The 25,904-nt window shown below is 68.4% G+C and carries 25 protein-coding genes; 20 read left to right on the top strand and 5 right to left on the bottom strand.

The window, feature by feature from the left end:
- Nucleotides 1-25 precede the first annotated feature (25 nt).
- The 4 genes from OG817_RS27580 to OG817_RS27565 all read left to right on the top strand — a co-directional run bounded on the left by OG817_RS27580 (nucleotide 26) and on the right by OG817_RS27565 (nucleotide 2,678).
- The gene (locus tag OG817_RS27580) at nucleotides 26-313 is read left to right on the top strand and encodes a DUF1905 domain-containing protein (protein ID WP_406047517.1); all 288 of its coding nucleotides are present in this window, start codon (nucleotides 26-28) and stop codon (nucleotides 311-313) included.
- 214 nt (nucleotides 314-527) lie between these two features.
- Entirely contained in the window at nucleotides 528-833 is a 306-nt protein-coding gene (locus tag OG817_RS27575) for a hypothetical protein (protein WP_393387748.1), read from the top strand.
- A gap of 41 nt (nucleotides 834-874) precedes the next feature.
- Nucleotides 875-2,032 carry an epoxide hydrolase family protein gene (locus OG817_RS27570; protein WP_406047516.1) on the top strand — a complete coding sequence of 386 codons (1,158 nt, stop codon included), beginning with the start codon at nucleotides 875-877 and terminating at the stop codon, nucleotides 2,030-2,032.
- 19 nt (nucleotides 2,033-2,051) lie between these two features.
- Nucleotides 2,052-2,678 carry a DUF2461 domain-containing protein gene (locus OG817_RS27565; protein WP_406047515.1) on the top strand — a complete coding sequence of 209 codons (627 nt, stop codon included), beginning with the start codon at nucleotides 2,052-2,054 and terminating at the stop codon, nucleotides 2,676-2,678.
- Between the two features lie 20 nt (nucleotides 2,679-2,698).
- Here the strand turns inward: OG817_RS27565 and OG817_RS27560 are convergent, their stop codons facing one another.
- Nucleotides 2,699-3,571 (bottom strand): helix-turn-helix domain-containing protein, encoded by an 873-nt coding sequence (locus OG817_RS27560; RefSeq protein WP_396395033.1) that lies wholly within the window; start codon nucleotides 3,569-3,571, stop codon nucleotides 2,699-2,701.
- A 447-nt stretch (nucleotides 3,572-4,018) separates the two neighbouring features.
- Between OG817_RS27560 and OG817_RS27555 the strand changes: the two genes are divergently transcribed.
- Both OG817_RS27555 and OG817_RS27550 read left to right on the top strand, forming a co-directional pair.
- Nucleotides 4,019-4,213 carry a hypothetical protein gene (locus OG817_RS27555; RefSeq protein ID WP_396395034.1) on the top strand — a complete coding sequence of 65 codons (195 nt, stop codon included), beginning with the start codon at nucleotides 4,019-4,021 and terminating at the stop codon, nucleotides 4,211-4,213.
- Nucleotides 4,210-4,431: a hypothetical protein gene (locus OG817_RS27550; RefSeq protein ID WP_238163377.1), complete on the top strand. Its 222-nt coding sequence runs from the start codon at nucleotides 4,210-4,212 to the stop codon at nucleotides 4,429-4,431. The genes OG817_RS27555 and OG817_RS27550 overlap by 4 nt, the downstream gene beginning before the upstream one ends.
- A 227-nt stretch (nucleotides 4,432-4,658) precedes the next feature.
- Here OG817_RS27550 and OG817_RS27545 read toward each other — a convergent pair whose 3' ends face one another.
- Nucleotides 4,659-4,892 carry a DUF397 domain-containing protein gene (locus OG817_RS27545; RefSeq protein ID WP_360456902.1) on the bottom strand — a complete coding sequence of 78 codons (234 nt, stop codon included), beginning with the start codon at nucleotides 4,890-4,892 and terminating at the stop codon, nucleotides 4,659-4,661.
- Between the two features lie 490 nt (nucleotides 4,893-5,382).
- Between OG817_RS27545 and OG817_RS27540 the strand changes: the two genes are divergently transcribed.
- From OG817_RS27540 to OG817_RS27525, 4 genes are all read left to right on the top strand, one after another.
- Nucleotides 5,383-6,210, top strand: a complete 828-nt coding sequence (locus OG817_RS27540) for an SAM-dependent methyltransferase (RefSeq protein WP_406047514.1) — start codon at nucleotides 5,383-5,385, stop codon at nucleotides 6,208-6,210.
- Between the two features lie 153 nt (nucleotides 6,211-6,363).
- Entirely contained in the window at nucleotides 6,364-7,155 is a 792-nt protein-coding gene (locus OG817_RS27535; protein WP_406047513.1) for a SigB/SigF/SigG family RNA polymerase sigma factor, read from the top strand.
- A gap of 229 nt (nucleotides 7,156-7,384) precedes the next feature.
- Nucleotides 7,385-8,152, top strand: coding sequence for a hypothetical protein (locus tag OG817_RS27530; RefSeq protein ID WP_406047512.1), 768 nt, complete (start codon nucleotides 7,385-7,387; stop codon nucleotides 8,150-8,152).
- Nucleotides 8,153-8,216: 64 nt separating this feature from the next.
- Nucleotides 8,217-9,350, top strand: coding sequence for an NAD(P)/FAD-dependent oxidoreductase (locus tag OG817_RS27525; RefSeq protein ID WP_406047511.1), 1,134 nt, complete (start codon nucleotides 8,217-8,219; stop codon nucleotides 9,348-9,350).
- Here OG817_RS27525 and OG817_RS27520 read toward each other — a convergent pair.
- Nucleotides 9,295-10,236: a MarR family transcriptional regulator gene (locus OG817_RS27520; protein WP_406047510.1), complete on the bottom strand. Its 942-nt coding sequence runs from the start codon at nucleotides 10,234-10,236 to the stop codon at nucleotides 9,295-9,297. The genes OG817_RS27525 and OG817_RS27520 overlap by 56 nt on opposite strands.
- Nucleotides 10,237-10,423: 187 nt before the next feature.
- On the opposite strand from OG817_RS27520, the gene OG817_RS27515 reads away from it, so the two are divergent.
- The 8 genes from OG817_RS27515 to OG817_RS27480 all read left to right on the top strand — a co-directional run bounded on the left by OG817_RS27515 (nucleotide 10,424) and on the right by OG817_RS27480 (nucleotide 21,137).
- Complete coding sequence (locus OG817_RS27515; RefSeq protein WP_406047509.1) at nucleotides 10,424-11,296, top strand: ABC transporter ATP-binding protein; 873 nt, start codon at nucleotides 10,424-10,426, stop codon at nucleotides 11,294-11,296.
- Nucleotides 11,293-12,141, top strand: a complete 849-nt coding sequence (locus OG817_RS27510) for an ABC transporter permease (RefSeq protein WP_406047508.1) — start codon at nucleotides 11,293-11,295, stop codon at nucleotides 12,139-12,141. The genes OG817_RS27515 and OG817_RS27510 overlap by 4 nt, the downstream gene beginning before the upstream one ends.
- Nucleotides 12,142-12,221: 80 nt before the next feature.
- Entirely contained in the window at nucleotides 12,222-12,599 is a 378-nt protein-coding gene (locus OG817_RS27505; RefSeq protein ID WP_360456925.1) for a DUF6507 family protein, read from the top strand.
- A gap of 7 nt (nucleotides 12,600-12,606) precedes the next feature.
- Nucleotides 12,607-18,297 carry an ADP-ribosyltransferase gene (locus OG817_RS27500; protein WP_406047506.1) on the top strand — a complete coding sequence of 1,897 codons (5,691 nt, stop codon included), beginning with the start codon at nucleotides 12,607-12,609 and terminating at the stop codon, nucleotides 18,295-18,297.
- 28 nt (nucleotides 18,298-18,325) lie between these two features.
- The gene (locus OG817_RS27495; protein ID WP_406047505.1) at nucleotides 18,326-18,592 is read left to right on the top strand and encodes a hypothetical protein; all 267 of its coding nucleotides are present in this window, start codon (nucleotides 18,326-18,328) and stop codon (nucleotides 18,590-18,592) included.
- The gene (locus OG817_RS27490; protein WP_406047504.1) at nucleotides 18,589-19,632 is read left to right on the top strand and encodes a DUF6177 family protein; all 1,044 of its coding nucleotides are present in this window, start codon (nucleotides 18,589-18,591) and stop codon (nucleotides 19,630-19,632) included. The genes OG817_RS27495 and OG817_RS27490 overlap by 4 nt, the downstream gene beginning before the upstream one ends.
- A 23-nt stretch (nucleotides 19,633-19,655) precedes the next feature.
- Nucleotides 19,656-20,672 (top strand): zinc-dependent alcohol dehydrogenase family protein, encoded by a 1,017-nt coding sequence (locus tag OG817_RS27485; protein WP_406047503.1) that lies wholly within the window; start codon nucleotides 19,656-19,658, stop codon nucleotides 20,670-20,672.
- Between the two features lie 201 nt (nucleotides 20,673-20,873).
- Nucleotides 20,874-21,137: a hypothetical protein gene (locus OG817_RS27480; RefSeq protein WP_406047502.1), complete on the top strand. Its 264-nt coding sequence runs from the start codon at nucleotides 20,874-20,876 to the stop codon at nucleotides 21,135-21,137.
- Nucleotides 21,138-21,150: 13 nt separating this feature from the next.
- Here the strand turns inward: OG817_RS27480 and OG817_RS27475 are convergent, their stop codons facing one another.
- A complete protein-coding gene (locus OG817_RS27475) occupies nucleotides 21,151-22,536 on the bottom strand; it encodes an FAD-dependent oxidoreductase (protein WP_406047501.1) in 1,386 nt (461 codons plus the stop codon).
- Nucleotides 22,537-22,605: 69 nt separating this feature from the next.
- Between OG817_RS27475 and OG817_RS27470 the strand changes: the two genes are divergently transcribed.
- Nucleotides 22,606-23,511: an AraC family transcriptional regulator gene (locus OG817_RS27470; RefSeq protein WP_406047500.1), complete on the top strand. Its 906-nt coding sequence runs from the start codon at nucleotides 22,606-22,608 to the stop codon at nucleotides 23,509-23,511.
- 33 nt (nucleotides 23,512-23,544) lie between these two features.
- A complete protein-coding gene (locus OG817_RS27465; RefSeq protein WP_406047499.1) occupies nucleotides 23,545-24,366 on the top strand; it encodes a MerR family transcriptional regulator in 822 nt (273 codons plus the stop codon).
- Here the strand turns inward: OG817_RS27465 and OG817_RS27460 are convergent.
- A complete protein-coding gene (locus tag OG817_RS27460; protein ID WP_406047498.1) occupies nucleotides 24,350-25,873 on the bottom strand; it encodes an alpha-N-arabinofuranosidase in 1,524 nt (507 codons plus the stop codon). The genes OG817_RS27465 and OG817_RS27460 overlap by 17 nt on opposite strands.
- Nucleotides 25,874-25,904 lie beyond the last annotated feature (31 nt).

Below are 25,904 nucleotides of genomic sequence, written 5' to 3'. Positions count from 1 at the left end.
CTCAGGTTGTAGAGAGGAGCTCATCATGAGCGACAACAGCCAGAAGCTGGACAAGACCTTCACCGCACTGCTGCAGAAGAGCCCGGCCAAGGGCGGCTGGACCTACCTGCAGATGCCCGGCTCGGCGGAGTACTTCGGCACCCGCGGGCTGGTCAAGGTCCGCGGCACGATGGACGGCCACCCGTTCGAGAGCTCGTTCATGGCGCTCGGCGACGGCACCCACAAGCTGCCGGTCAAGGGCGACCTGCGGGACCGGCTGGGCAAGGAACCGGGCGACGAGATCACCGTTCACCTGCAGGAACGCCTCGGCTGAACCGGTTAGGCCCGGGCGCGTGACCGGGGCCACAGTCCGGTTGAGACCGTGGTCACGGGCGGTCATGTCCTGAGTAAGGACTCTGTGAAGAATCAGTCCTGACGGGCCGCACGGGTGTGGATCATCCGGCGCCGGACCGTAAGTTCGGTGCGGGTGGTCAGTCGAAGTCAGGAGTGAACGAAGTGCAACGGGGCTCACGGGGTACGCCGTCGGCGTGCCCGAAACCAACTGTGCCGGGGTCGTCGTGACGACACTGAACAAGATTCTCGCCATCGCCGGGACCGTGCTGGTCCTCGGCGGGCTGGCGCTCGGCTTCCGGTCGGTCTCGGCCGGTGGCACGGACTGCGGTTCGGCCTTCCAGCCGGCCGGTGGGGTCACTCCGATGGCGTGCGACGGTGCCCTGAACAGCGCGGGCACCCTGGTCACGATCGTGCTCAGCGCCGGCGTGCTGTGCCTGATCGCGGCGGTCACGGTCCGGGTTGTCCTCGCCAGGGTCGTCCGCGCCAAGGTGAACGCCTGAATTCAGGTGCAGGCAGCAGATGGTCGCGACAGACTGCGGCAGTGACTGTCGAAGCATTCCGGTTGGATGTGCCGGAGACCGAACTGGCGGAGCTGCGCGCTCGGCTGGACCTGGTCCGGTGGCCGGACCAGTTACCTGGCACCGGCTGGGAGTACGGCGTACCGCTGGCTCATCTGCAGGAACTGGTCGAGTACTGGCGGCATGAGTACGACTGGCGCCGGGCCGAGGCGCGGCTCAACGAGTGGCCGCAGTACACCACCACGATCGACGGCACGAACGTGCACTTCGCCCACCTCCGCTCCCCGGAGCCGGACGCGACACCGCTGATCATCACCCACGGCTGGCCAGGTTCGATCGTCGAGTTCACCGAGATCGCCGGGCCGTTGTCCGACCCGCGCGCGTACGGCGGTGACCCCGCGGACGCGTTCCACCTGGTCATCCCGAGCATCCCGGGCTTCGGGCTGTCGGGTCCGACCCGGGAGACCGGCTGGGAACTGCTCCGGGTCGCCAACGCGTGGTCGGTCCTGATGTCCCGGCTCGGCTACGACCGGTACGGCGTACAGGGTGGCGACTGGGGTGGCGGGATCTCGCGGGAGCTCGGGCGGATCCACGCCGACGAGGTGATCGGCGTACACCTCAATCTCATCCCTGGTGGCGGCGCGACCTCCGAGCCGACGCCGGCGGAACTGGAGCCGCTCGACGCCGCCGAGCGCGAACGCACCTGGGCGTCGTGGCGACGCTTCCAGCACTGGACGAAGGAACTGCAGGGCTACGCCGACCTGCAGATGACGCGACCGCAGACGGTCGCCTACGCGCTGACCGACTCACCGGTGGGGCAGCTGGCCTGGATCGTGGAGAAGTTCGAGGCGTGGTCCGACCCCGCGAGCACGATCGACCGCGACCTCCTACTGACCAACGTGATGCTCTACTGGCTCACCCGTACGGCGGGATCGTCCGGCCGGATCTACTACGAACGGGCCCACGCGCCGTACTGGGGTCAGCCGGCCGAGCCGTCCACCACCCCGACCGCCCTGCTCGACCTGGCGTACGACAACTTCATCCCGCTCCGGCACAAGGTCGCCCGCACCGACAACGTGGTCCGCTGGACCAGTCATCCGCACGGCGGCCACTTCGCCGCGCTCGAACAGCCGGACGTCCTGGTGGCCGACATCCGGGCCTTCTTCCGGTCGCTGGGTTGAGCCGAACTATGTTTACCGCATGAGTTTCACCGGTTTCCCGGCGGCGGCGCTGGACTTCTACGACGACCTCGAGATGGACAACAGCAAGACCTACTGGACGGCGCACAAGCAGGTCTACGAGGAGTCGGTGAAAGCACCGATGACCGCCTTGCTCGCGGAGCTCGAGCCGGAGTTCGGTCCGGCGAAGCTGTTCCGGCCGTACCGCGATGTCCGGTTCGCGCGGGACAAGTCGCCGTACAAGACGCACCAAGGTGCGTTCATCGACGTGGCTCCGTCGACCGGTTGGTACGTCCAGGTGGCGGCGCCGGGTGTGCGGGTCGCGGCCGGCTTCTACGAGGCAAGCTCGGAACGGCTGGCCAGGGTCCGGGCCGCGATCGACGACGACCGGCGCGGCAAGCAGCTCGAGAAGCTGCTGGCCAAACTGACCGCGACCGGTTGGACGGTCGGCGGCGACAAGCTGAAGACGAGCCCGCGCGGCTACGACCCGGAGCACCCCCGGATCGACCTGCTCCGGCACAAGTCCCTGACGGTCAGCAAGTCCTACGGGTTCGAGCCGGTCATCCACACGCCGGAGCTGGCGGCGCTGATCCGCGCGGACTGGAAGGCGACCAGATCGCTGCTCACCTGGCTGTCGGACAACTCCTGAGTGCACCGGTCGCCGGAGCGTCAGGCGTCGTACTCCTTGAGCGCCTTGGCCAGGATGTCGCGGGTCTGGTTCGGCGGCGGAGCCGCGACGCACAGGGCTTCCATCGTGCCCGTGTAGGTGTCGAGATCCTCGGGCTTGTCCAGGTACAGCGCACTGGTCAGGTGCTCGATGTAGACGATGTCCGGCAGGTCCTGCTCCGGGAACCGGAGGATGCTGTACGCGCCACCGGTCGCGGGGTGGCCGCCTGAGCCGAACTCCACCACCTGGAGCGTGACGTTCGGCATGTAGCTCGCCTCGAGCAGATACTCCAGCTGCGCCTGCATCGCCTTCTTCCCGCCGATCGGTCGGCGCAGCACGGACTCGTCGATCACGGCCCACAAACGCACCGGGTCGGGCCGGGTGAGGACCTGCTGACGGTTCACCCGCAGCGAGACGCGGCGCTCGATCTCCTCGGCCGGGATCAGGCCGCGGCCGAGCTGCACGACGGCACGCACGTACTCCGGCGTCTGCAGCAGGCCTGGCACGAACTGGAGCTCGTAACTACGGATCAGCTGGGCGACGGCTTCGAGATCGAGGTAGGAGTGGAACCAGCTGGGCAGCACATCGCCGAACCGGTGCCACCAGCCCGGGTTGTTCGCATCGCGGGCCAGTGCCAGCAGTCGCTCGCGCTCCTCGCTGTCGTCCAACCCGTAGAGACTGAGGAGGTCGCTGACGTCGCGTTCCTTGAAGCCGACGCGGCCCAGCTCCATCCGGCTGACCTTCGACTCCGACGACCGGATCTCCCACCCGGCGTCAGACCGGCTGATCCCCGCTGCGTCCCGCATCCGCCGCAGATGCGCTCCGAGGATGATTCGAAGCGCGGTCGGTCCGCTGTGTGCGCCCGACTTTGTCACACCCACCTCCACGCCCCAGCAGCTCTCACCAGCGACAACTCGCCCGCAGGTGCACATCATCGCACGCTGGCGACGCAATCTGCCGGAGTTCTTACATAAGGCCCGCCGATCCGGCGGAGTCCATCACGCAGAGTAGCGCCTGTCTGGTGACCAACTAGAATTTTGTCAGGACAAAGTTGGCGCCGAATCGTCGACGAACGCCGTTCGAAGCGTGCTGATCGAGGTGCCGACAGGCGGGCGAAGGGCCGATTTGGGTATCGAATCGGAAAACGTGCGGATGCACGTGCATCGGGCGCTTGCATTCGCAGCGTGCCGACGCCATGATTGATTCATGCACAGAAGGTGAGCTGGATCTCGCGAATCGTGACCTCGCGTGATGCAGCAGGCCGGTCCTACAGGCCGCCAACGGCCCCCCCGTTGGCATGACTGGTTGGGGAACCCGAGTCGATGAACGACGACGACAGTGAGGCAGCCGAGTACACCGCCGACATCGCCGGTGGCCGCGCGCCCGACGAGCTGACGGAGCGGGAGATCCAGGCACTGGTCGCGCGTTGCCCTGAGCAACAGCGCTGGGCCTTCGAGGGCTGGCTGCGCGGCGTGCGCCATCTCGACGGCGACCCGATCGTGAGCCTGGCCCCATGAACACCGAGCGAGCAGCAGGAGGACGGAAGATGGTGCGGATCTGGCTGGGCGACCACCTGATCGCCGAGTACACCGCGGAGCCGGACCGCGCCTCGCGGTACCAGCGCGTGATGACGCCGAAGTTCACCGGATTGCGAATCACCGTTGACAATGCGGCCGGCGGCGCGGCCTCCGAGCTGCCGCGCAGCGAGCAGCTCTGGCCGCTCACCGTTCAGTAGGCCCACCGCCCCGAACAGCACCGAAGGCCGGCTCCTCACCGAGGGGCCGGCTTTCGTCGTTCTCTGAGGTCGTACGCCGCTTGTGCGGATCGAGGGCTCTTTTGGATTACGTCGACGCGCGAAGGCGGCTCAGATCGCCGCACAGCGTCGTACGCGGACTCTCCGCAAACAGGAAGAGGCCCCTTCGTCACTCGCCTGGCGAAGGGGCCTCTGCTTCCGTGTGACGGTTAGACGAGGTCGTCGAACTCACCGTCGTGAACGCCGCCGAGGAATGCCTCGATCTCGGCCTTCGTGAACACGAGCGCCGGGCCATCGGTGTGGCGCGAGTTCCGCATCGCCACCCCACCACCCTGGAGCTTCGCCACCTCTACGCAGTTGCCGTTCGGGCCACTCCGCTGGCTCTTCCGCCAGATCAGCTCGCTGTTCGCGTCGCCGGGCATGCCGTTGTAGACAGCAGTCATCAGCTGCACCTTCCGTACGTCCTTGGCATATGCACGTGCATTTGGCCTTGCATTTGCATCGTACACCGTCCGTGCTCGGGTGTCCGCCCCCTTACGTCCTGTGATCGTGTCGCCGTCAAACACCCGTTGGGACCCTGTTTCGGTCGCGATCGGTGACCGAATGCCGCGCCGTGGCGGTGGCGTAGCGGAAGTGAGTGGTGGTGGCGCAGTAGTACTGAGTGGCAGTGGCTCAGCAGTAGGCGCAGTAGTAGTGGTGCGCGCCGACTGATGCGTGCGCCTCGGTGCGGCCCGGCCCCGAGGTGGACGTGGCGCCGGGCGGCTGGGTTTGTCCGGACGTAGCCGTGATCCGAAAAGCCTTCTCTTATTGACGAATCAAGGAGTCGGGGCGATTTCCGGATCAAGACGGGCGCAGCGCCGATCCGGCGTTCCGGCAGGTCCGCACCTGTCCTACGATGGCAAGCACAATTCCCCCGACACGAAGGCTGCGCCGATGGCGACTCCCGACGGTCCGGATTCGAATCCGGGCTTCGACACTTCCCAACCGACCATCGCTCGCGTCTACGACGCTCTGCTCGGTGGCAAGGACAACTTCGCTGCCGACCGCGAAGGCGCGGCTCTGTACCTGAAGTACGTTCCGGACGCCGGTCGTTGCGCGATCGAGAACCGCGAGGCCCTGGTCAAGGGCGTTCACTACCTCGTCCGCGAGGCGGGGATCGACCAGTTCCTCGACATCGGCAGCGGCCTACCGACGCAGAAGAACACCCACGAGGCGGCCCAGGAGATCAATCCGAACGCGCGGGTCGCGTACGTCGACAACGACCCGATCGTGCTGGCGCACGGCCGAGCGTTGCTGGCGACCAACAACAGCACGATCGTGGTCACCGCCGACCTGCGTGATCCGCAGAGCATCCTGGGCAACGAGGAAATCAAGACGCACCTGGACTTCAGCCGTCCGATGGCGCTGATGATCGTCGGGATCCACATGCACTTCCACGATGACGAGAAGCCCGACGAGTGGGTGCGCACCATCATGGACATGCTCGCCCCCGGCAGCTACCTGTTCATCACCGACTTCGTCGACACCGGTGAGCCGCTGCAGAAGGGGATGGAGCGGGCCGGCCTGGAGAGCCTCGGCAACGGGTGGATCCGGACCCCGGAGCGGATCGAGCAGCACTTCCTCGGGATGCCGCTCGTGCCGCCGGGCGTCGACTTCCTGGCCCGGTGGTTCCCGGAGGACCCCGACGGAGACGTGCCGGCCGTGGAGGACCTGGAGCCGTACCAGCGGATCCTGATGGCAGGCCTGGCCAAGAAGGCCTGACCGGTCACTGCGAGACGGAGGCGCGCATCCCACGGGATGCGCGCCTTTCGCATGTATGCATGCGATCGCGGTCGGTGGGGTACCGAGTTCTCGCAGGCATGACCGTGGTTCAGCGAAGTGCCACGCCGTGACGACAGTCGCGAGGTCATACCCATGACGAGCACCACTGCTGTTGACCGGGCCGCCCGGGAGGCGGCCACCCGGAACCTGATGGAACGCCGGGACGCCAGCACCGACGAAGTCGAGCGGCAGCGGCTGCTCGAAGAGGTCGTCGAACTCAACCTCGAAATGGCCCAGGGGATCGCGCGCCGGTTTCGCGGCCGCGGCGCCGAGGCCGACGACCTGGAACAGGTCGCGTATCTGGGGTTGGTGAAAGCCGCCCATCACTACCGGCTCGACGCGGACACACCGTTCATCGGGTTCGCGGTCCCGACCATCCGGGGCGAGGTGAAGCGGTACTTCCGCGACTGTGCCTGGACCGTACGGATCCCGCGCCGGCTACAAGAGATGCAAGGCACGATCGCTGCCAAGCTTCCGTTGCTCGAGCAGAAGCTCAACCGGGAGCCGACGCCGGCCGAGATCGCCGAACACCTCGCGGTCGAGGTCGACGAGGTCGAGCAGGCGCTGGCCGCAAAGGGCTGTTTCAATGTGATGTCGCTGGATCGGCCTGCCGACGCGGACGCGGAGCTGACTCTGGCCGACGTCGTCGCGGATGAAGAGGACGGCAGCATCGACCAACTGGAAGCGGTCGAGATGCTGCAGCCGGTTCTCTCGGATCTCGGCGAGCGCGAGCGGCGGATCCTGCAGTTGCGGTTCGTCGAGGGCTGGACCCAGTCCGAGATCGGCCGCGACATCGGCGTCAGCCAGATGCAGGTGTCCCGGGTCCTGCGCAAGATCCTCGACGACCTGCGCGGCAAACTCACCCCGCTCCCTGCCGCTGCCTAGCTCTTTGCCAGCGGCAACCTCAGATCGGCGTGCCCTGGTGGCAACACAGCCACCAGGTGCCGCCGGTCGGGCGCGCCAGCTGGAGCTCCGCCGACCCTTGCGGCTGGGGCCCGCAACAGACTCAACTCGGCAGCTGTCAGTCGTTCGTTCCACCGGCCTGGTTCGACTCGCCTGTCGTTGGTTGTTACCCAGGGTGCGGAGTGACTGCACAATGGGAGAGAGCAAGGGGATGGAGTCGTTGGTCTTGGCGTTCCGGATGATTCGAACGGTGCCCGCGGATGCGGTCGCCATCGTGCGTGCGTACCCGCCGATGGTGATCTGCTTCGCGGCCGCACTGACCGGGACGGCGTTGGTCTTCGACGTCTTCTATCTGGTCGCGAGCCCCGGACTGACTCTCGCGCTGGTCTATACGGTGCCGGTGCTGGCCGGGTTGATCGCCGGGCTGGTGGCCGCGGCCGACGACGTCGGGCTGGAACGACGTGTCCTGCTGCGGACCGTCGGCCTTGCTGTTGCCCTCGGCATCACCAACTCGATCCTGGTGGCGATGCTCGCGGCGATGCGCCGGACCGATCCGTCGAACTGGGGAGCCGGTGGGCAGTCGGTGCTGTTCGCCGGCGGCACGGTTCTCGCGGTGGCCTTGTCGATCGTTGCCACTCACAAGCTGATCGATGCGCTGGGCATCGAGATGCGGACCAAGTTGCGGCGCCGTCGCCCGGTCCGGATCCCGATCGCTGCGGTTGCGGTGGCGGCGCCCCGGGTGAGTAAGGAGTCGGCCGCTCGCGCCAAGCCTGTGCATGCACCGCCACCCCCTCCCCCTGACGACGAGGAGACCATTGAGGTCTTCGTCCCACCACCGCCGCGTGTGGTCGACCTCGACGAGGCCCGCCCGGTCTCCTCCGCACCGATCTCCAGCGGTCACGCCGACCGGCTCACCCCGCCTCCACGGCGCACGGTGTCCCGCCGTACGAACAAACCGGGCAGACGCCCGGGCACCTGACCGACGCGGCGGTCGGGGAGATCGCCCGGGCTGACACACTGGGAGGGCTTCTCGGGAGGTGCCTGTGTGGGATCTGGTGATCGTCGGAGCCGGACCGGCGGGAGCGTCGGCCGCGCTGGGGGCTCTCGCGGCTGATCCCAGTCTGTCGGTGCTGATGCTCGACCGGCATGACTTCCCGCGGGACAAGGCGTGCGGGGACGGCATCGCGCCGCACGTCCTCGATCTGTTGGCCGATGTCGGCGTGACCGGGCTTCTCGACGACTGGACCCCGGTCGGACGGTTTGTCCTGACCAAGGGAGACGTCGGGGTCGACCGGATCATGGCCCGGCCGAACTGGGTGGTGCCGCGGACCGTGTTCGACCAGCGTCTGGCGGAGGCGGCGCAGGCCGCCGGTGCGCAGCTTGTGCGCCGGCGGGTGCGGGGGCTGCAGCGCAACGGCGCGTCGATCACCGTCGACGGTGAGTTGCATGGCCGCTTCGTCGTCGGCGCGGATGGCGCCCACTCCGTCGTACGGCGGGAGCTCGGGGTGGCGCCGGGGCCGGTGGCGCTGGCGATCCGGGGGTACGCGCCGACACCGGCCGGGCGGGCAGCCAGTCAGGTGATCGCCTACGGTCCGGGGCGGCAGCCGTCGTACGCCTGGTCTTTCGATCGTGGCGACGGGTGGTCGAACGTCGGGTACGGCGAGCAGCTCACCCCCGCACGACCACGGCCGACTCGCGCGGATCTGACCGCCCAGCTGGAGAAACTGTTGCCGGGGGCAACCGAGGAGGGAACGTCATGGTGGGGTCATCACCTGCCCTTGGCGGGCCGGTCGTGGCGCCCGCAGCCCGGTCCGGTGATGCTCGCCGGTGACGCGGCCGGGCTGATCAACCCGATGACGGGCGAGGGCATCTACTACGCGGTCGCGACCGGGCTGCTCGCGGGTCGTGCGGTCGCCGAGGCCCTGAGGTCCGGCACTGCCGACGCGGGTACGACGTACCGCCGGGAAGCCGGTCGACTCCTCGGGCGTCACCTCCGGCACACCGCGCTGACGGCGCAGCTCAGTCGGTCGGGACACGTGCTCGACGCGGGGATCCGCGCGGCGGCGGCCGATCAGCGGATCTTCGACGATCTCGTTGAGCTGGGACTGGCCGACGGGTTGATCACGCGTCCGCTGCTGCTGGCCTTGCTGCGACCGCGGCGCGCTGGCTCGCGGTGAGGCGGCCGGGTGTGGGGATCGCCTGGTAGGTGCCGGGCGTGGGCTGGTCCAGGACGACCGGGTCGGTGTATTCGGCGTACTTGGTCGCATTGCCCAGCGCCTCGGTGAGGCGCTCCGGCGGCCAGTCGAGTGCCGCGGCGAGTTGGTCGGCGGTCAGTGGGCGACCGGCATGCAGCAGGGCGGCGAGTGCGGTCAGCGCGTCGTCGATGAGGTCGAACGTCGGGCCGCCGGACATGTCCTCGCCGAGCCGGCGGAAGAAGTCGGCCATGTGCGTCAGGCGTTCGCCGGCCGGGGAGTCGGGGCCGAGCAGCGCGGCGCCTTCGGTGGCGGTCTCGGCCCAGTTCAGGTTGGTGCGCGCACTCACCTTCCACGCCTGCAGCCAGACGTCGTCGGCGATGACGTAATGCTGCAGGCGGCGCTCGGGGTCTGGTTCGCGATGCACCATGCCGACCTGTTCGAGATAGCCGACCGCAGTGGAGATCGACGCCGGGCTGACGCGTAGTTCGCGGACGAGGTCGGCGGCGGTCAGGCTGCGGGAGTCGGCCGTGTAGAGCCGGGCCAGGACGCGCGATGCCATCCTCGGTAGGCCGCCTTCGACCATCATCGTGGCGAACCGTTCGACGAAGCCTCGCACCTGCTCGTCGCCATCCGGCTGGAGCTCGGCGTGATTGGTTCCGTTGTCCTGGCGGCGGCGGGCTCGGGACGCGGTGGAGTAGTGCGCGTGGTCGGCTCGGTAGCCGCGGGCGCCGCCGTTGCGGGCGACCTCGCGACTGACGGTCGACGTCGGCCTGTCCAGTTGCCGCGCGATCTCGGCGTACCCGAGTCCTGCCGCCAGTCCGGCGGCGATCTCGCGTCGGTCGTCGTGGGTCAGTCTGCCTCCGGGCATCGGTCCTCCGTGGTGCGTTCGACGTCAGCTCATTGCAACGCCGCTCTGATCGAGGTTGCGTTCTGCGGCAGCCTCATTGCACAGACTGCCATATTTCCTTGAGGTTTTCAGCCAGCCGACTAGGGATCGCGTTGTACGCCGGTGTGGGGTCGACGTAGCTTTCAGGAATTCCTGAAGGAGGTGGGCGATGGTTCTGGCGGTCGACGGGCTGCGGATGCGCTACGGCGACACCGAGGTTCTGCACGACGTTTCGTTCCGGGCCCAACACGGCGAGGTCGTCGCCCTGCTCGGCCCGAACGGTGCGGGCAAGAGCACCACGATCGAGATCCTGGAGGGCTTCCGGCTGCGCTCGGCCGGGACTGTCGAGGTGCTCGGTGTCGACCCGGCCGCCGGCGACGAGCGTTGGCGGTCGCGGCTCGGCATCGTGCTGCAGTCGTGGCGCGACCACGGGAATTGGCGGGTCCGTGAGCTTTTGCACCACCTCGGCGCGTTCTACGCGCCGTACGCCACCACCAGGATCGGCCGTCCGTGGGACACCGATGAGCTGCTCGCCGCAGTCGGCCTCGGTACGCAGGCGGAGCAGAAGATCAAGACCTTGTCCGGCGGTCAGCGGCGCCGGCTCGACGTCGCGATCGGGATCGTCGGACGGCCGGAGGTGCTGTTTCTGGATGAGCCGACGGCTGGCTTCGACCCGGAGGCGCGGTACGAGTTCCATGACCTGGTCCGGCGTCTCGCGGCCGAGCACGAGACCGCGATTCTGCTTACCACCCACGACCTCGACGAGGCGAGCAAACTGGCGCACCGGATCCTCATCCTGACCGGCGGCCGGATCGTCGCGGCCGGCACCACCGGCGAGCTGACCGCGCTGATCGCGGGCGAAGACGAGGTGCGTTGGAGCATCGACAGACAACACTTCCGCAAGACCACGCCCGACTCGACCGGCTTCGTCCGCGACCTCTTCACGCAGTACGGCGCCTCCGTCCGCGATCTCGAAGTACGACGGGCGTCGCTCGAGGACACGTATCTCGCGCTCGTCCGCGGACAGGAGGTGGCGTTGTGAGCCCTCGGACGGCCGCGGTCCGGGCCGGGTGGCGGCGTGGACGAATCGAGTTGCGGCAGTCGTTCACCAACGGGCCCGAGTTGTTCAGTCACTTCCTCTGGCCGGTGCTGATGCTCGTCGCCCTGTTCTTCCTGCGGCATCGGGACTTCGGCTCGACCGGATTGCTGCTCGGTACGTTCGCACTGCCGAGCATCCTCGGGACGAACGCGGCGATGGGGATGGTCAGCATGAGCCAGCAGCTCACTGCGGATCGCGAGGACGGCACGCTGCTGCGCGCCAAGGCGACGCCGAACGGCATGCTCGGCTATCTCGTCGGCAAGGTCGTCTCGGTGGCCGGCGGGCTGCTCGCCGACCTGGCGATCCTGCTCATCCCGGGGTTGCTGATTGTCGACGGTCTCGCGCTCGGATCCTTCGGCGGTTGGTTCACGCTGCTCTGGGTGCTGGTGCTCGGGATGGTCGCGACGCTGCCGATCGGCGCGGTCCTCGGATCCGTGTTCACCACCGCGCGGTCGCAGGGGCTGCTCCAGTTGCCGGTGCTCGGTCTGATCGCGATCTCCGGCATCTTCTATCCGATCACTGCCTTGCCCGGCTGGCTGGAGTCGATCGGGCAGGTGTTCCCGATCTACTGGATGGGACTCGGTATGCGGTCCGCGTTGCTCCCGGACAGCACAGTCGTGGTCGAGATCAGCGACTCCTGGCGTCACCTGGAGACAGTCGGCGTACTCGGGGTGTGGGCCGTCGCCGGGTTGCTGGTCGCACCCGTCGTACTGCGCCGGATGGCTCGGCGGGAGTCCGGCTCCAAGGTCGCCGAGCGGCGGGAACGGGCGCTGCGCCGGGTGGCTTGAAAGCGTTTTGAAAGGTCGGTGGCCCCGGCCCGCTCCTAGCGTCGATCCGACAGCAGGCGGGCTGACACGAGGGGTCACGCATGGACTGGGACATCAACGTCGACGCGGTCGCGAACGTGCTGCAGACCACCGGCGAGAAGGCATCCGGATACGAGGCGGTGGCGAAGGGCTACGCCGACTACGCGGAACGGTCGGTCCGGCAGGCTCAGGCGACACTCGTCGGTCAGGCGGTTGCCGACGTACTGGCGTTCTACCAGGACGCCTGGCAGGACATCGTCGATCAGACCAACGCCTCCCTCACCGGGGCCAAGGACGCCACCATCGCGTACGTGAACGGCCAGGAAGAGATGGCCCTGAACGCGCAGCGGAACGCCACCGACGCACCGGGCAAGCGCCGCGCCGCCGAGTCCCGGGCGAACGCGGAGAAGGCCTCCCGCCAGCGCCACAACATCGAGTGAGGCGGCCGTGTTCAATCCCGACGGAGTGCCGGACTTCTTCCCCGGTACCAGTCCCGACGTCCTGGCCTTCACCGGCGCCGAACTGAAGAAGGTCGGCGGCCAGATCAGGTCCACCGGGTACGACGTGAACAGCTCGTTCGAAGGGCTGTCCACCTGCTACCAGGCCCCCGAGGCGGAGACGCTGATCACCTCGCTGCGGCCGGCGTACATCCTCGCCTACGACTTCGGCAGCGATGTCGAGGCGATGGGCGGGATCATCGAGCAGTTCGGCTACGACATGAAGGAGCCGTACGACCGGCTGCAGGACCTGATCGAACGGGCCCGCGGCTTCATCGTGAAGTGCCAGCAGGCCGAGGCGAACGGCGACGACTGGCAGGGCTGGGAGAACTGGGTCCAGGAGGAGAACTCCTACCACGAGGGCACCGCCAAGCTGCTGCAGCAGATGATGGACATCCAGGTCGTCGCCGCGAACAAGATCGAGGCACTGATCGGCGGCCTCGGCTGGTGGCCGGAAACGCTCGATCGCAAAGTTCCCGGCCAGGGCCGCGTGTTCCGCGTCGAAACGGATCCGGAGCCGCCGCCGTGGGGTACGCCGGAGGTGTACGACGCGCCGTGGATCGTGGATGTCGCCGACGTCGCGCTTGGCGTCGTCGACGGCCTGACCACACTCCTCGGACTTCAGTGGGCGCTGCGCGAATCCGGCTGGGACTGGGGGAAGGACAACTTCGAGAAGCTGTTCGGGCACGCGCCGTCGGACATGCACCAGATGTTCGACGCCTGGGAGGGCGTCGCCGACGACATCATGATGCTGGCCAACAAGGTTCCCGGCGTCGGGCAGTTGCTGCCCGAGGGCATGAGCGAGGACCTCGACCAGCGCTGGGACGACACGATCGACACCATCGGCGACGACTGGTCGAACGGCAACCAGGCCGCGTCGATCATGGGCGCCGTCGGCCTGATCCCGATCGGCCCGGGCAAGCTGGCCGGCGTCGCCTCGAAACTCGGCAAGCTGGGCAAGCTGGCCGACAAGGTCCCGCCGGTCCGGGTCGCCGCGCACACGGCCGACAACTTCCTCAGCCTGCGGAACAAGCTCCGCAGTACGGTGATCGAGGGTGGCTTGAAGGTCCCGGCTGTCGGCGCCGTCCTGAAGGGCTACTCGCACATCCCTCTCCTCGGCGAATCAGTCCGCCTGGAACGCGGCGTACCCCTCACCCGCGGCCCGAAGGTCGACGTCCCGTCCGGCGTCGACCTCCCGCGCGAGTCCGTTCCCGTCGGTGCGGGGCACGGTCCGGCGGATTCGGTGCACGTGCCCGGCGACTCCGTACACATCCCCGGCGACTCGATCGACGTCCCTGGCAGCACCATCAACGCGCCCGGTCAGACGGTCAACACCCCCGGCTCCACGCCAGGCAGCACCACGCCGGGCAGTACGACCCCGGGCATTACGACGCCGGGCAGTACGACGCCCGGAAGCACCACGGGTCCGGGCAACACGGTGGACCCCGGCCACACCCGTCCCGGCGACCCGATCGACCCGATCGACCCCGGAACCATAGTCCCGCCGATCATCCCCAACACCCCAGGCAGCCTCGCCACCCCAGGAACTCCCGGTACGCCTGGCACTGCCGGCACGTCGGGTACTCCCGGTACGCCGGGCACCGTTGGCACGTCGGGTACTCCTGGTACGCCCGGCAGCACCGGGACACCTGGCAGCAGCGGCACTCCTGGCAGCTCGGGTCTTACGGGGACACCGGGGAGCACGCACACGCCTGGGAGCACTGGCCAGCCGGGTCACACGACGCGTCCGGGTGACGGCAGCACCGGTGAACCCGGTCGCCCCGAGCCAACGGACCGCCGTACCAAGCGGGACGACGACGACCCCACGCAGCACCAGCCAACCCGCGGCGACAAGCCGGACCACACCGAACTCCCCGACCCCAACAAGCACCTGGAAGGCCCCGAGCCTCATCCGACGCGCACCGGCCCGGAGCCGCACCCCACCCGGTCCGGCCCGGACTCCAACGAACCCACTCCGACTCGCCCCAACGAACCAACCCCGACCCCGACCCACCGCGACGCCGACCCCGTCGTCGCCCCGATCCAGCCGCTCATCCCACCCCACACGCCTGGCGCCCCAGGCGACCCGGGCCGCGGCCTCGACCACGCCGCCACCCGCGCAACCCGAGGCGATCGCCCGGCTCCGGGTGAGCGCCCGACCCCAACTCCGGGCGACCGCCGGACCCCGGGTGACCGCCCGACCCCAACCCTTGGCGACCGCCCGACTCCGGGTGAGCGCCCGACGCCAACCCCAGGGGAACGACAGGGGCCTGGCGAGCGTCCTGCTCGGCCTGGTGAGCGGTCTATTGCGGATGAGCTTGATCCCGCGCGCGTGAGTGGTGACCGGGTCGGTGGAGATCGCGTTGAAGGCCATCGCGTCGAAGGTGAGGGACTGGATCACCCGAATGCGCAGCACAGCAGTGACCACGAGCCCGTCCGGAAGAGCGGACCAGCGCTCCCCGAGAAGGTTGCTGAGGGCAAGCATGGGGATGGGGGCGGCGACGGGGACGACCTGATTTCGCGGCGGTTGCGGGGAGAGGATGGGCCGGCGCATGTGCCGGACGACGACGCTGGGCCGGTGCGGCATCCGGATGATCAGCGGCCGGTGGATCCTGAGTGGGATCGGCTGGATTCGGGTGGGCGGATGGCCCAGGCAACCGCTGAGATCTCGCGTGGTGCGCGGACCTTCGCGTCCGAGGCGGAGGCCACGGCGTGGGGACGGCGGCACTGGGGTGAATCCGTCCGCGACCTTGACCCGCGGAAGGCGGACGTGGTCGAGCGATTCACCCGCGGCGGCGACAACGTGCACGGGTCGTACAAGCAGGTCGGCGACCACTTGCGCGGCATCGAGCACCGTCCCGAGCTCGATCCGCTGATCGACGAGTTCGACGACGTACTCAACGGGCGCCGGGTCCCGGAGGATGTAGTGGTCCGCCGCGTCACCGACATCGACCACTTCGACGGACCGATCGACCAACTGGTCAACAAGACGTTCCGCGACCCGTCGTTCCTCTCGACGTCGCTGGGTGAGGCGATCCCGTCCAGCCGGCCCGGGATCATCCACCTGAAGGTCCCGAAGGGCACGCCGGCGCTGTACACCGGCCACCATTCGGCCCACGGCGAGGGCGAGCGCGAGCTGGTCCTGGGCCGCGGTCTGACGATCAAGTTCACCCGCGTCTTCCCGCACGACGGCAAGATCCACCTCTTCGCCGAGGTCGTCCCCGACGTTCGTCACGTCGACACCCCGGACGTACGTCGTACGCCGCAGGACTTCGGCGAGGGCGTCCCGGACACTGCTCACTTCGATGCTCCGGACGTACGGCGTACTCCGCAGGACTACGGCTTCGCGCCGGGCGATGCGCGGCGTACGGCGGATCCCGACGTACTCTCGCGGACCGCGCACGAGGCGGAGGAGTTCGGACGGACCGTTCCGGAGAGGTTCCACGAGTCGGTGAAGCTGATGACGCAGAGCACGTTCGGGGCGGTGAACCGGGCGTTGTATTCCGGGCACGACCTGAGCGATCTGCGCCGGGTGATGAACACCGACGGGAACAGCGGCCTGACCGAGGAAGCGATCCGGGTGGCGGAGGACGTCGACACGGTGGTGAAGAGCGCACCCGACGCCGTGGATCCACGGACGGTGTGGCGGGGCATGCGGCTGCCGCGGCACCTGCCGCACAGCGAGTTGATGAACTGGGTGCGGGAGACGTTCAAGGTCGGTGAGAACACCGACTTCGAGGGGTTCCAGTTCACGTCGACGGACCCGGCGGTCGCATCGGACTTCGCGCACGAGAACAACCGGACCGGGGTCGTCCTCGAGGTGCAGACGCGCAAGGGCGCTCCGAGCGGGAAGTTGAGCGGACTGCGGAACTCCGAGTCCGAGTACATCCAGCCGCGCAACGTTCGCTACCGGACTGTCGGGATCAGCGACAACGTCTCTTTCGACCAGCGGTTCCTGACCGCCGACGGTAAGCCGCGCGTACGTCGCGAGATCGTCATCCACATGGTCGACGTCGATGACTTCCCCGCCGTACCGCACCCGCACCTCGACCACCTCCCACCCCCCAACCCCACCCACCGAATCGAAGACCCCGACCCCACAGACCACCCCCACACACCCGACCCGGACGCGACCCAGCGCATCCCGCGCGAGCAGCTGCGGGAGCACGACGGTGCGCGGGGCTCGGATCGCGCTGCGGGTGAGCGCGGTGGTGCACCGGCCCCGGACCGGGGGTCGCAGGAGCTGGGTGAGCGTGGTGGTGGACCGGATCCGGCCCGCGGTGCACGTGAGCGGTTGCCGGAGCGCGGGGGTGCGCCAGATTCGGACGCGACTCAGCGGGTTCCGCGGGAGCGGGTGCGGGAGCAGGACGGGACTCCGGATCCAGAGGTGACGCAGCGGGTTCCGCGGGCTAGTAGTCCGAACCCGTGGGGGCGTCGTACGGATGCGCCCGACCAGCCCGGACGGGGCAGGGGTTCTGACGATTCCGATGCGCCGGGACAAGCGCCCGGGCACTCAAGGCATGGGCAGCAGCCCGGCCACGGGCAGCCCACGCACCGCGGCCACGGGCAGCACCCCACGCAAGGCCAGCCGGGGCAGCGGGCTGGGGCGGGCCGTGAGGATCAGGGTGGGGCGGACGCTTGGCGGCGGCGCGAGGCTGACCTTTACCGGAATCAGCCGGGCGAGGTCGATGGCACCGATCCGGTGCCGAACCAGCCTTCGAGTCGCACCAGCCAGGAGCCTGATCCGAGCAACATCGGCACCTACAGTCCGCAGTGGAAGGACATGGTCGACCCGCAGCGGATCTCGTACGACGTCCCGCAGGAGCGTGGGCGTCCGCCGCGGGCGCGGGTGCAGCCGGGCGATCCGATCTTCGACAAGTTCGGTCCGAAGGAACACCAGTGGGAGCAGAAACTCGACCTCCAGCCACCACCGGCGTACGGCGAACCCGGCGTACACCGAGGTGATCGCGACCGCGCCCGCTACAACCCGTACGACCCCGGTCAGGTCCACCAGCAGAACCTGACGAACGCGGCCGGTGCGGTCCCGTTGCACACCGTGCCGCGGTGGAAGAACCTGCTCAATCCGAACTACGACAAGCAGTGGGTCGAGTTCATGTTCAACTGCTCGGCCGTGATGCGGGCCACCGTCGACCTGCTCCAGGGCCGGGCGGTCCGGCTGGCCGACGGTGACTTCCGGAGGGCGCCCTCGCCTCATCAGGGCACGCCGGGTACGCCGATCCCCGGCGACTACGACGACAGCTACGAGTGGATGGGCGTCCGCGGTCCGGGGCACCGGATGGACTTCCAGCCGCTGCCCGGGCATCCGAACTCGGCCGCGGACCTGACCGATTTCACCCGCAGGGCGTATCAGTCGGTCGAGGACGGACTCCGCGGCCGCCCGCCCGGCACGGTCGCGGCGATCTGCATCGGGTGGGCCGACGGCGGCGGCCACTGGTTCGCGGCGTACGTCGACCGCAACGGAGACATCCGCGCGATCGACACGCAACCGGCGCCGGACGCGATCGACGAACCGTGGCCGCACGTGTACGAGACCGAGCTGAACCGGCTGGAGTTCACCATCCGCGAGCCGAACGGCGATTGGGAAGGCGGCTCGTCCGCGGACCCGGAGTCCACGTGGTAACCGGGACCGGCAGAACAGGAGACCTCTGATGTCGAACGCAGTCGCAGAAGCGAGGACAGTACTGGCGGCCTGGCTGGCGCAGCACTCGGTCGCGCCGGACACCTGGACACCGGAGGCCCTGCAGGGCTGGCACACGTCACACGCCGAGGAGTGGATCGTGTTCACGCCACCCGGCACCGCGAACCGCCTCTTCCTGGTTGCCAATGGCAATGTGTTCTCGTTCGCACCGAGCGAACTCTCGCTGGCCAACGCGGTTGTCGCGGCCCGCGGCGACCGACGGGAGGACGACCGATGAGCGGATTCCTCGACTACATCGCCGGCGCCGACCTGGTCACCGAGAAGGCTGTCGTGCTCATGCAGGACCGAGCAGTCGTCGGCCTGTCGACCTGGCTCCTCGACGCTGCGCTGGCAGCCGAGAAGGCCAACCGCGAACTGCAGTTCGTCACCCCTCCCACCTCGCGCGTGACCCACGCGGTCCGGACCCAACTCCTGGCCGGCGGCTCGCGATGGGTGGTCCAAGCGGACAGTCCGTACGACGGTCTGACCGGCGTACCGCTGACCTGGGACGGCGAACTGTTCGTGCCGGCCGGGGAGGTGGGCAAGCCCCGGCCGAGTCAGCACTGGCTGGCACCGCCGGACGATATCCATGCGAACCTGCAGATCGTCGCGCGAGTCCGGCACGCCGCGGTCGAGTCGGCGGTCGTTGGTGGTGCCACGGAGTTCTTGTTCCGCGAGTTGGCCGGCGGGCCACCTGCAGGTTGGGGGACCGAGGAACCTGTCAGTCAGCCCTGGGACACCCGGGAGGTCACCCGCTTCTGCCGCCGCTGGGCGCCGCGCAGCACTCTGCTGACGGTGGCAGGTGAAGGCCTGGCCAGCGGGGTGATCGACATCGACGTCCGTCCGGCCGGATTGGAGGAGACGGCAACGATCGCGATCGGCTACCAGGGCATGGAGACGCCGTTGCCCGAGGCCCTCTTCCCGGCGGTTCGCGAACTGGCGGAGCGGTTCGAGGTGGTCTCGATGTTCATGCTGGGGGTCGGCGGTTCCGCGGATGCTTGCCTGCTGCCACGATTCACCGGTGTCGCCGATCCGGTCGGGCTGGTGATCGGTCAGGACGGCCGGGCCGCGATGGGTCCGGAGGCGGCGAAGGCCGTCGAGGCCGGGGTGGCGACGTCGATCGGTCACGACACCGCGCTGTGGTTCCCGATCGGCACCGGTTACTGTGCGCCCGACTGGGAGACGTTCTCCACGATCATGCGCCGGATCACGATCGCGACCGCGCACCATTCCGGCAAGCCGTCCACGCAGAAGGTCGAGTTCACCATGCCCAACTGAAGGGCGTCTGAGATCGTCGGAGTATGGGCGATCTCATGGATGTGTGGGCAGTCGACCGGCCCGGGCCGATCGATCAGGGTCCGTTGCAGCGAGTACGTCGTACCGTCCCCGTACCTGGACCGGGGGAGGTGCTGATCCGGGTCGAGGTGTGCGGCATCTGCCGGACCGACCTGCATCTGTGTGAAGGCGACCTCGAGCCGCGCAGACCGGGAGTCGTGCCGGGCCACCAGGTCGTCGGCGCCGTGGTCGATCGCGGCACCGGTGCCGACCGATTCGCCGTCGGCGACCGTGCCGGGATCGCCTGGCTGCGGCGTACGTGCGGATCGTGCGAGTTCTGCCGGTCGGGTTCGGAGAACCTGTGCCCGCGGTCGTCGTACACGGGCTGGGACGCGGACGGCGGCTTCGCCGAGTACGCCGTCGTCCCGCAGGACTACGCCTACGCGCTACCGGCGGATCGCCCGGCGGTGGAGCTGGCGCCGTTCCTCTGCGCGGGGATCATCGGTTACCGCTCGTTGCTGCGGGCGAACCTGCCACCCGGTGGCCGCCTCGGGATCTACGGGTTCGGGTCCAGCGCCCACCTCACCGCGCAGCTCGCGATCGCGCATGGCGCCGAGCTGTACGTGATGACTCGTGGGTCGCAGAACAAGGAGCTCGCCCGCTCGCTGGGTGCCGTGTTCGCCGGCGACGCCACTGACCGACCGCCTGTCCCGCTGGACTCGGCCATCGTGTTCGCCCCGGCCGGTGACGTGGTGCCGTACGCCCTCGAAGCGCTCAAACCGGGAGGCACTGTCGCGGTCGCCGGGATCCATCTCAGCGACGTACCGGTGCTCAACTACGAGCGGTATCTCTTCCACGAGCGCGATCTACGCAGCGTCACGTCCAACACCCGTCGCGATGGTGAGGAGATGTTCCGTCTGGTCTCGCGGCTGCCGGTCCGTGCACATACCACCGAGGTCCCGTTCGGCGCGGTCGACCGGGCGCTGTCCGACGTCGCGCACGGCCGTGCCGTGGGGTCGCTGGTGACCGTCCTGCCCGGTTGAACCGGACCGGCCTGTTGAGCGTTAGAACTAAGTGAAGATTGATCCGGGGGCGGGGTCCGGACTTCAGGCTGGACGGCTAGCTGCGTTAGGTTTGATCAAATCTTACCGAACGCCCAGGGAGTGTGAGCGCCGTATGCGGGATCTGACCAGGCAGGCATGGTCGGACCGTACGGCTGTTCCCTGCACACCGCGAGACGGGCAGTGCTGAGCAAGGTACTCGGCGCGGTAGGTGTGATCCTGCTGATCGCCGGGGTCGTTTTCGCCGTCCGTCCGGTCCACGTGGACGGCTCCAACTGCGGTTCGGTCTTCCAGCCGGGCAGTGGAGTCACGCCGATGCAGTGCGACGCGCGGCTCAAGTCCCGCAGCGACCTGGTCATCGGCTTCGGCTCCGGCGGCATCGCCGTCCTGCTGGCCGGCTTCGCGGTCGCCGCCGTCCGCGACCGCCGCGCCCGCGTCATCTCCTGACCTCCTGCCGGCGTCAGCTGCGGACGATCGTGCCGAGGACGTCGTTGAAGGCCTCGGTCGAGGACGGGTGGGTGTAGATCGACTCGCGCAGTTCGGTCGCGGTGATCCGGTGCCGCATCGCCAGCGCGACGGTGTTGATCAACTCCTGCGCGTCGACGCTGAGCAGGGCTGCACCGAGAATCTCGTCCGACGCCGCGTCGATGACGAACTTCATCACCCCGCGCGTCTCCTCGACGATGTACGCGCGCGGCATCGCCACGATGTCGGCCACCCGCTGCATCCCGATCCTGACCCGATGACCGGCCGCACGAGCCGCCTTCTCGGTCAGCCCGACGGTCGCCAGCGGCGGGGACATGAACAACGTCTGCGGTACGGCGATCCGATCGGCAGTGGACCGTTGCCCGGAGCCGAGGAGTTGGTCGAGCACGATCCGGCTGTCGTCGAGTGAGATGTAGGTGAACTGCGGTCCACCGTTGACGTCGCCCAGTGCGAAGATGTGCGACTGGCTGGTCCGAAGGTGCTCGTCGACCTCGATCGCACCGCCGTCCGTCGTCTTCACACCGGCGTTCTCGAGCCGCAGTTCGGCGGTCGCCGGCGTACGGCCGGTCGCCGCCAGGATCGCGTCCACCGTGAGGCTGTGCTCACGGCCGTCCTTGCGGTAGACGACCGTGTCCTCACCGCGGATCTCCAGCACTTCGGCTCCGGTGACCACCTCCACGCCGTCGCCGGCCAGAATCTCGGCGGCGGCGGCCGCGATGTCGTCGTCTTCGCGGCCCAGGATGCGCGGAGATGCCTCGAGCACGGTCACCGCGGCCCCGAACCGCCGGTAGATCGACGCGAACTCGATGCCCAGGTAGCCACCGCCGATCACAGCCAGCCGGCCGGGCAGGTGGGTGGTGTGGATCAGGTCCACGTTCGTCACGGTCCGCGGGCTCTCGCGCAGACCGGGGATACCCGGGATGACCGGCTCCGAACCGGTGTTCACCAGGATCGTCTCGCCGACCACCCGGACCTCGCCGGATCCGTTGCTGACAGCAACGGTATGCGCGTCGACGAAGTGGGCCGTGCCGGTCAGTACGGTGATCCACTCGGCGCCGTTGAGCGCATCGTAGTTCCCGGCCCGGAACGTGGAGGTGAGCGCCTGCACCTCGCCGATCGCGTGCTCGAACCATTCCTGCGGCGAGTCGTCCGGCCGGCGTCGGCCGGAGTGGTGCACCAGCGCCTTGGTCGGAACGCAGCCGACGTTCGGGCACGTCCCGCCGTACATCTGGTTCGAGCGTTCGATCAGGATCACCCGGCGGCCGGCCCGACCGAGCGCGGCGGCGGCGACCTTGCCGCCCTTGCCGAATCCGATCACGACGACATCGGCCCACAGGGTGTTCTCCACAGCAGCAGTCATAGCTTGAGTCTCACGGGTAGTGTTGAGACAGAACAGCCGTTTCAGCTCACTTTTCTGCGCAGATGTCTCATGGATGCCATCAGTTATGTGATCGGGCTCGCCCGGCTCCGGGCGAGCGTGGACAAACGCTGCCTGCTGGCCGGTGCGACCGAGATGAAGGTCCCCGCGTACGGCGATGCCGAGGCGGCCTTCCACTTCGTCCTGGGCGGCGAGTGCGTCCTGGAGTTGCCGGACCGGCAGGTTCCGCTGCGCGCTGGTGACGCCGTGCTGCTGGCCGGCAGCCCGCCGCATCTGATCCGAACGGCCGGGCCAGGCCCGGTTCGCTCCTCGGTCGAGACTCCCGGGACCGCCTTCGACACGATCCACAGTCCGTCCGGGCGGGCGGTGACGGACATCTTCTGCGGTCACTACTCGGTCGGGTCGGGTTCCGGCGTACTGCTGCTCCGGAGCCTGCCGGACCCGTTGGTCGTCTCGTTCGACGCCGCCGACGAGTCCGTCCGGACCCTCGCCGCACTGCTGCGGGCGGAAGCGCTCGCCGACGGCGCGGGTACGGCGGCCGTCGTCGACGCAGTGTGTGCCGCGCTGCTCGCCATGATGCTGCGTCGCGGTGACCTGCCCGGCGTCGCGCCCTGGACCGCCGTCGCCGACCGGCGGATCGCCACCGCCATCGCTGCCGCCCTCGACGATCCCGGCGCCGACTGGACGCTCGACCGCCTGGCCGCGACCGCCTCGATGTCAAGGGCAACTTTCGTCCGGCACTTCGGCAAGCACACGCGGACGACGGTCGCTGCGTTCGTCACCAGCCTGCGGATGATGGTGGCCGCCGACCTGCTGACCGACCCCGAGCTGACGGTCGCCGCCGTCGCCGGCCGGGTCGGCTACCACTCCGAGTCGGCCTTCACCCGGGCCTTCCGGGAGGCCACCGGTGTCACGCCCGGGCGCTACCGGCGTACTCAGATCGCACGGCAGGGTTGACCTTCACACTGTGTCAAGCCGGAAGGTGGGGGCATGTTCACCATCGGAGACTTCGCGGCATTCGGGCAGGTATCGCCCCGGATGCTTCGGCACTACGACGCGATCGGGCTGCTCCGGCCGGCCGTGGTCGATGCGGTCAGCGGGTATCGCTACTACTCGGCCGACCAGTTCAGCCGGCTGAACCGGATCATCGCACTGAAGGATCTCGGGTTCAGCCTCCAGCAGGTCCAGGAGATCGTCGACGCCAAGCTGAGCGCCGAGGAACTCCGCGGCATGCTGCGGCTGCGCCAGGCGCAGCTGGAGGCCGACCTGGCGCGCGGTACGTCGCAACTCGTCAGTGTCGAGGCGAGGCTCCGCCTGATCGAGAAGGAAGGTCACATGCCTACCGACGACGTTGTCCTGAAACACATCCCAGCGACCCAGGTCGCCGAACTGTCCGCCATGTTGGCGAGCTACGACGGTGCGGACATCGGTCCCGTCCTCCAGCCCTTGTTCGGCCAGCTGTTCGAGCGCCTCTGTGCGGCCGGTGTCAACCCGTGCGGTTCGCCGGTCGCGTACTACGAGGACGCCGAGCACGAGAAGATCCTGGTCCATGCGGCCGTCCCCGTCGACGCCGGCGCCACCGGCGCCGACGTCCAGATCGTGGAACTCCCCGAGCTCGTACAGGCCGCGACCATCGTGCACCAGGGCGACATGATGGACGCTGAACGCAGCACCCAGACGCTGGCCCGCTGGATCGAGGACAACGGGTACCGCAGCCATGGCTACGCCCGCGAGGTCACGCTCCAGTTCGACCCGGAGAACCCGGCGAACTGGGTGCACGAGTTCCAGATCCCGGTCACAAAGCCGAGCTGATCGTCGCGAACGAGTGCGGCGGCAGGGTGACCCGCAGGCCGCGGGGCTCCGGTTCCACTCTGAGCGGAGCCGGAGCCACCGCCTGCGGGTCACTCGGCGTGTTGTGGTCCTGCGGTTTCGATGCCGTGAGCAACCGTCCTGCCGGGTTCCGGATCTCGCCACCCCGCAGATCCAGTACGACGTCCAGCGGCGCAACGGGATCCAGGTTGCTGACCGAGATCAGTGCCTGCCCGTCCTTGACACTCGCCGACACCGACAGCAGCTCCATCGTCTTCCCGTCCAGCTCGTACGGCGCCGGCCGCTCGACCACATGGACCGGGACCGACACCGCATCCTGATGACCCTTGTTCATCTCGAACACGTGGTACGTCGGGGTGCGGACCAGTCCACCGTCGTCGTCGGTGAGCAGCATCGCCTGCAACACGTTCACGGTCTGCGCGATGTTTGCCATCGTCAACCGATCGGCGTGCCGATGGAACACGTCGAAATGCAGGCTCGCGACCAGCGCATCGCGCATCGCGTTCTGCTGGTACAGGAATCCGGGATTCGTGCCCGGCTCGACGTCCCACCAGGTGCCCCACTCGTCCAGCACCAGGCCGATCGCCCGGTCGGGGTCGTAGGCGTCCATCACCGCCTTGTGGCCGCGGATGACCCGCTCGATGTCCTGCGCCTTGATGATCGTGCGGTAGTAGTCCTCGGCATCGAACTCGGTCGCGCTGCCCTTGCTGTCCCAGGTCCCGGCGACCGTGTAGTAGTGGATCGAGACGGCCTGGAAGATGTTTCGCGGCGTGCGACCACAGCCGAGGCAGCTCACGGCCTTCATCAACGCCTCGGTCCAAGCCAGGTCGTCGTTGGAGGCACCCGCCGCGATCCGGTAGAGCTTGTTGTCGCCATGGTCCCGGCAGAACGTGGCGTAGCGGCGGGCGAGATCGGCGTACGCCTCGGCGCGCTGGTTGCCGCCGCATCCCCAGGCCTCGTTGCCGATACCCCAGAACGGAACCTTCCACGGCTCGTCGCGGCCGTTGGCCTTGCGCTGCCTGACCATCGGGCTGTCACCGTCGCGGGTGAGGTACTCGACCCACTCACTCATCTCCTGGACGGTCCCGCTCCCGACGTTGCCGTTCACGTACGCATCGGCACCGAGCAGTTCGCACAGCGCCATGAACTCGTGGGTGCCGAAGTGGTTGCTCTCTTCAACATTTCCCCAATGGGTGTTGATCATCGACGGACGGTCGGCCTTAGGCCCGATGCCGTCCTTCCAGTGGTACTCGTCCGCGAAACAGCCGCCCGGCCAGCGCAGGTTGGGGATGTCCAGCGCTCGCAGCGCCTCGACGACGTCCAGCCGGATGCCGCCCTCGTTCGGCAGGTCCGAGTCCTCGCCGACGTAGAAGCCACCGTAGATGCAGCGGCCGAGATGCTCCGCGAAGTGCCCGTACAGATGCCGGCTGATGGCCGGACCGGGGACGTCGAGATCGATCACGACGCGCGCTGCTGATGCAGTCGACATGACTCAGCTCCTTGGTCTTTTACAGTTGTCG

This window comes from Kribbella sp. NBC_00889 (assembly GCF_045207705.1).
In the GTDB taxonomy this organism is placed as follows: Bacteria; Actinomycetota; Actinomycetes; order Propionibacteriales; family Kribbellaceae; genus Kribbella.
The sequence above is the reverse complement of the archived record's forward strand: the minus strand, read 5'-3'. Positions and strand labels throughout refer to the sequence as shown.

Coding starts and splice junctions, on each gene's coding strand:
- OG817_RS27580 (WP_406047517.1), top strand. CDS start 26: ATGAGCGACAACAGCCAGAAGCTGGACAAGACCTTCACCGCACTGCTG.
- OG817_RS27565 (WP_406047515.1), top strand. CDS start 2,052: ATGAGTTTCACCGGTTTCCCGGCGGCGGCGCTGGACTTCTACGACGAC.
- OG817_RS27555 (WP_396395034.1), top strand. CDS start 4,019: ATGAACGACGACGACAGTGAGGCAGCCGAGTACACCGCCGACATCGCC.
- OG817_RS27550 (WP_238163377.1), top strand. CDS start 4,210: ATGAACACCGAGCGAGCAGCAGGAGGACGGAAGATGGTGCGGATCTGG.
- OG817_RS27545 (WP_360456902.1), bottom strand. CDS start 4,892: ATGACTGCTGTCTACAACGGCATGCCCGGCGACGCGAACAGCGAGCTG.
- OG817_RS27540 (WP_406047514.1), top strand. CDS start 5,383: ATGGCGACTCCCGACGGTCCGGATTCGAATCCGGGCTTCGACACTTCC.
- OG817_RS27535 (WP_406047513.1), top strand. CDS start 6,364: ATGACGAGCACCACTGCTGTTGACCGGGCCGCCCGGGAGGCGGCCACC.
- OG817_RS27530 (WP_406047512.1), top strand. CDS start 7,385: ATGGAGTCGTTGGTCTTGGCGTTCCGGATGATTCGAACGGTGCCCGCG.
- OG817_RS27520 (WP_406047510.1), bottom strand. CDS start 10,236: ATGCCCGGAGGCAGACTGACCCACGACGACCGACGCGAGATCGCCGCC.
- OG817_RS27515 (WP_406047509.1), top strand. CDS start 10,424: ATGGTTCTGGCGGTCGACGGGCTGCGGATGCGCTACGGCGACACCGAG.
- OG817_RS27505 (WP_360456925.1), top strand. CDS start 12,222: ATGGACTGGGACATCAACGTCGACGCGGTCGCGAACGTGCTGCAGACC.
- OG817_RS27495 (WP_406047505.1), top strand. CDS start 18,326: ATGTCGAACGCAGTCGCAGAAGCGAGGACAGTACTGGCGGCCTGGCTG.
- OG817_RS27490 (WP_406047504.1), top strand. CDS start 18,589: ATGAGCGGATTCCTCGACTACATCGCCGGCGCCGACCTGGTCACCGAG.
- OG817_RS27485 (WP_406047503.1), top strand. CDS start 19,656: ATGGGCGATCTCATGGATGTGTGGGCAGTCGACCGGCCCGGGCCGATC.
- OG817_RS27475 (WP_406047501.1), bottom strand. CDS start 22,536: ATGACTGCTGCTGTGGAGAACACCCTGTGGGCCGATGTCGTCGTGATC.
- OG817_RS27470 (WP_406047500.1), top strand. CDS start 22,606: ATGGATGCCATCAGTTATGTGATCGGGCTCGCCCGGCTCCGGGCGAGC.
- OG817_RS27465 (WP_406047499.1), top strand. CDS start 23,545: ATGTTCACCATCGGAGACTTCGCGGCATTCGGGCAGGTATCGCCCCGG.
- OG817_RS27460 (WP_406047498.1), bottom strand. CDS start 25,873: ATGTCGACTGCATCAGCAGCGCGCGTCGTGATCGATCTCGACGTCCCC.